Below are 3632 nucleotides of genomic sequence, written 5' to 3' on the forward strand. Positions count from 1 at the left end.
GGCCGGGGCGGGCCGAGGAGTCGGCGACGGAGCAGGGCGAGGACACCGACGTGGCGGCCACCGACCCGGAGGAGGCCGACGGAGGCGACGACGGCGTCGCCGAGAGCGCCGACGCATCCGTGCCGTCCGAGGAGGCCGTTCAGGTCACCCCCACGCCCGCACTGCGGCCCCCGGGGCAGAACGGGACACAGGCCGTGGCCCCCGCCGAGCCCGTCCTGCGTGTCCTGCCGCTGGGCAGCGGACTGGTGCTGATCGGGCTCGGCCTGGGGCTGGCGTTCATCGGGCTGCGGCTGCGCCGTTCCTGAGACCCGTCAGCCCACCACGAGCAGCACCTTGCCGATGTGCCCGCTCTCCTCCACCACCCGGTGCGCGGCGCTCGCGTCGCTCATCGGGATCTCGCGGTCGACGACGGGACGGACGTGCCCGGCGGCGATCAGCGGCCAGACGTGTTCGCGTACGGCCGCCACGATGGCCGCCTTCTCACCCAGCGGACGGGCCCGCAGCGAGGTCGCGCTGATGGCGGCCCGCTTGCCCAGGAGCGCGCCGATGTTCAGCTCGCCCTTGACGCCGCCCTGCAGGCCGATGATGGCGAGCCGCCCGTTGACGGCGAGCGTGCGGACGTTGCGGTCCAGGTACTTGGCACCCATGTTGTCAAGGATGACGTCGGCACCCGCGCCGTCCGTGGCCCGCTCCATCTCCTCGACGAAGTCCTGCTCCCGGTAGTTGATCAGGATGTCCGCGCCGAGTTCGGCGCACTGGTCCAGCTTCTCCTTGGTGCCGGCCGTGACCGCGACCTTGGCGCCCACGGCCTTGGCCAACTGGATCGCCATCGTGCCGATGCCGCTGGAACCGCCGTGCACCAGCAGGGTCTCGCCGGGGCGCAGGTGGGAGATCATGAAGACGTTCGACCAGACGGTGCAGACCACCTCGGGCAGCGCGGCCGCCTGCCGGAGCTCCAGCCCCTCGGGCACGGGCAGCAGTTGTCCGGCCGGTACGGCGACCTTCTCGGCGTAACCGCCGCCCGACAGCAACGCGCACACCTCGTCCCCGACGGCCCAGCCGGAGACGCCGGGGCCGATCGCGGCGATACGGCCCGAGCACTCGAGGCCGGGGTAGGGGGAAGCGCCGGGCGGGGGGTCGTAGAAGCCCATGCGCTGCATGATGTCGGCGCGGTTGACGGCGCCGGCCACCACCTCGACCAGCACCTCGCCCTCCGCGGGCACCGGATCGGGGACCTCCTCCCACACCAGGGCCTCGGGTCCGCCAGGTTCGGAAATCGTGATCGCATGCATGAGAGGGACGCTACCCCTCCCCGACGGTGGGACTCAGTCCCGCCGCATCGGGCGGACGTCGGGGGCGACCTGGTTGCCCGGCGTCGCCCGGACGATGGTGATCAGACGATCCGTCAACTGCAGGGTTCCTATGGCCGGATCGTCGTATCCGAGCACCCGGTGACCGCGTACGACGCTCACCACCAGGTCCTCCGTCTCACGCGGGCCCTTGCCGGCCTCGGCCTTGGTGACCGGCCGTTCGACCATGTCGAGGCCGCTGCCCTGCTGGATGAGGTCCTCCATCACCATGCCGGCCGCCGGACTGAGCACGGACAGGCCGAGCAGCCGTCCGGCCGCACTGGCGCTGGTGATCACCGCGTCGGCACCGGACTGTTTCAGCAGCGGCGCGTTCTCCTCCTCCCGCACGGCGGCCACGATCTTCGCGCCCCGGTTGAGCTGCCGGGCCGTCAGCGTCACCAGTACGGCCGTGTCGTCGCGCTGGGTCGCGATGATGATCTGGCGTGCCCGGTGCACCTCGGCCCGCTTGAGCACCTCGCTGCGGGTCGCGTCACCCATGACCCCGGCGTACCCGTCGGCCGCCGCCGCGTCGATCACCTTGGCGGCGGGATCGACCACGACGACCTGGTCCTTCCTCAGCCCCGTCGCGCAGACGGTCTGGATCGCCGAGCGCCCCTTCGTCCCGAACCCGACGACGACGGTGTGATCCCGCAAGGCGGACCTCCAGCGATTCAGCCGCCACTCCTCCCGGGTGCGTTCGGTGAGGACCTCGAGGGTGGTGCCGACCAGGATGATCAGGAAGAGCACGCGCAGGGGCGTGATGACGAGGATGTTGGTGAGCCGGGCGCCGTGGCTGACCGGGGTGATGTCGCCGTAGCCGGTGGTGGAGAGGGTGACGGTCGCGTAGTAGAACGCGTCGACGAGATCGACCGAGCCGTCGGCGTTGTCGTTGTAGCCCTCGTGGTCGGCGTAGACGATGAGGGCGGTCGCGACCAGGACGAACAGGGCCATCAGCAGGCGTTTGACGACCTGCTGGATGGGCCGGTCCACCACCTTCCGGGGGAGTTTCACGCGGTGGGTCACGAGATGTTCGTCCGCCTGGCGGGCGATCGCGTCATGGCCCGGAAGTTTCACGTGAAACACACCCCGATGCCGGCGGACGCCCAGGGCAGATCGAGGAGTTCCAGCTCCTGACCCGCTCGTGCGCCACCGGGCGGAACGACGGCGAGAGCGTCGGCCGCCGCGATGCCCCGCAGCATGGCGGGCCCGTTGTAGTGCAGCGGAACGGCGACATCCCCGCGCAGCACGACCGGGATGAGCCGGGTGTCGTAGGGGTGCCCGTGCGCCGTGCCCTGCAAGGGCAGCGCGTACGGCTCCGGGGCGGGGTGCGCGGCGAGGGTGCGCAGCAGGGGCTCGGCGAGGGTGAGCAGGCCGGAAACGGCGGCGAGGGGGTTGCCGGGGAGGCCGACGAGGTGCTGGTCCTCCTTGGTGCGGGCCAGCAGCATGGGATGGCCGGGGCGCACCTTCACGCCGTCCACGAGGAGTTCGGCGCCGATGCGCTCCAGGGTGGGGTGGACGTGGTCGAGGGGGCCGGCGGCCGTGCCGCCGGTGGTGACGATCAGGTCGGCGGTGGAGCCGGTGATCGCCTTGTGCAGTGCCTTGGCGTCGTCACGCAGGCGACGTACGGCGATGACCTCGGCGCCGAGCGCGCGCAGCCAGGGCGGCAGCATCGGGCCGAGCGCGTCCCGGATCAGACCGTCGTGCGGCCGCCCCTCGGTGAGCAACTCGTCACCGAGGACGAGGACTTCGGCGCGGGGGCGGGGTACGACGGTGAGGGTGTCGTAGCCGGCGGCCGCGGCGAGACCGAGCACCGCCGGGGTCACCAGGGCGCCGACGGGCAGGAGCTGGTCGCCGGAGCGGCACTCCTGGCCGCGGGGGCGGATGTCCTGGCCGTGGTGCATCTCGCGGGTGGCGTGCAGACGGCCCTGGGCGTCGCTGCGGCCGTGTTCGGTGCGCAGGACGGCCGTGGTGTCCGGGGGGACACGGGCACCGGTGGCGATCCGGACGGCCTCGCCGTCGGTGAGCGGCTCGGGTTCCGCGTGCCCGGCCAGCACCCCCTCGTCCCGTACGTCCCAGGGGCCGGGCCCGGCGACCGCCCAGCCGTCCATCGCCGAGGTGTCGAAGGAGGGCAGGTCGGTGAGGGCGGTGAGGGGGGCGGCGAGGGTGAGGCCGAGGGCGTCGTCCAGGGTGACCGAGACGGGGGCGCGGCGGGCGGCACGGGAGCCGGCGCGGGCGGCACGGGCTGCGATCGCGCGGGCCTCGGGCCAGGGGGTGGCCCTGTGG

Annotated in this window: 3 protein-coding genes and 1 pseudogene; 1 reads left to right on the top strand and 3 read right to left on the bottom strand. The window is 72.7% G+C overall.

Annotation, left to right across the window (positions count from 1 at the left end):
• Nucleotides 1-305, top strand: a pseudogene (locus GRC12_RS42690) (hypothetical protein); the annotation flags it as partial.
• Between the two features lie 6 nt (nucleotides 306-311).
• Here the strand turns inward: GRC12_RS42690 and GRC12_RS42695 are convergent.
• The 3 genes from GRC12_RS42695 to GRC12_RS42705 form a co-directional block, all read right to left on the bottom strand.
• A complete protein-coding gene (locus tag GRC12_RS42695; protein ID WP_208785825.1) occupies nucleotides 312-1292 on the bottom strand; it encodes an NAD(P)H-quinone oxidoreductase in 981 nt (326 codons plus the stop codon).
• 33 nt (nucleotides 1293-1325) lie between these two features.
• Complete coding sequence (locus GRC12_RS42700) at nucleotides 1326-2423, bottom strand: potassium channel family protein (protein WP_208785826.1); 1098 nt, start codon at nucleotides 2421-2423, stop codon at nucleotides 1326-1328.
• Nucleotides 2420-3632, bottom strand: a 1213-nt coding sequence (locus GRC12_RS42705; RefSeq protein WP_208785827.1) for a molybdopterin molybdotransferase MoeA, incomplete at its 5' end; no start/stop codon positions are given. The genes GRC12_RS42705 and GRC12_RS42700, both read right to left, overlap by 4 nt.

The sequence above is a fragment of the Streptomyces griseorubiginosus genome, from assembly GCF_017614965.1.
GTDB classification, from domain to species: domain Bacteria; phylum Actinomycetota; class Actinomycetes; order Streptomycetales; family Streptomycetaceae; genus Streptomyces; species Streptomyces griseorubiginosus_B.

What these genes read in the sequence shown, in the direction of transcription:
- GRC12_RS42695 (WP_208785825.1), bottom strand. Translation starts at nt 1,292, where the DNA reads ATGCATGCGATCACGATTTCCGAACCTGGCGGACCCGAGGCCCTGGTG.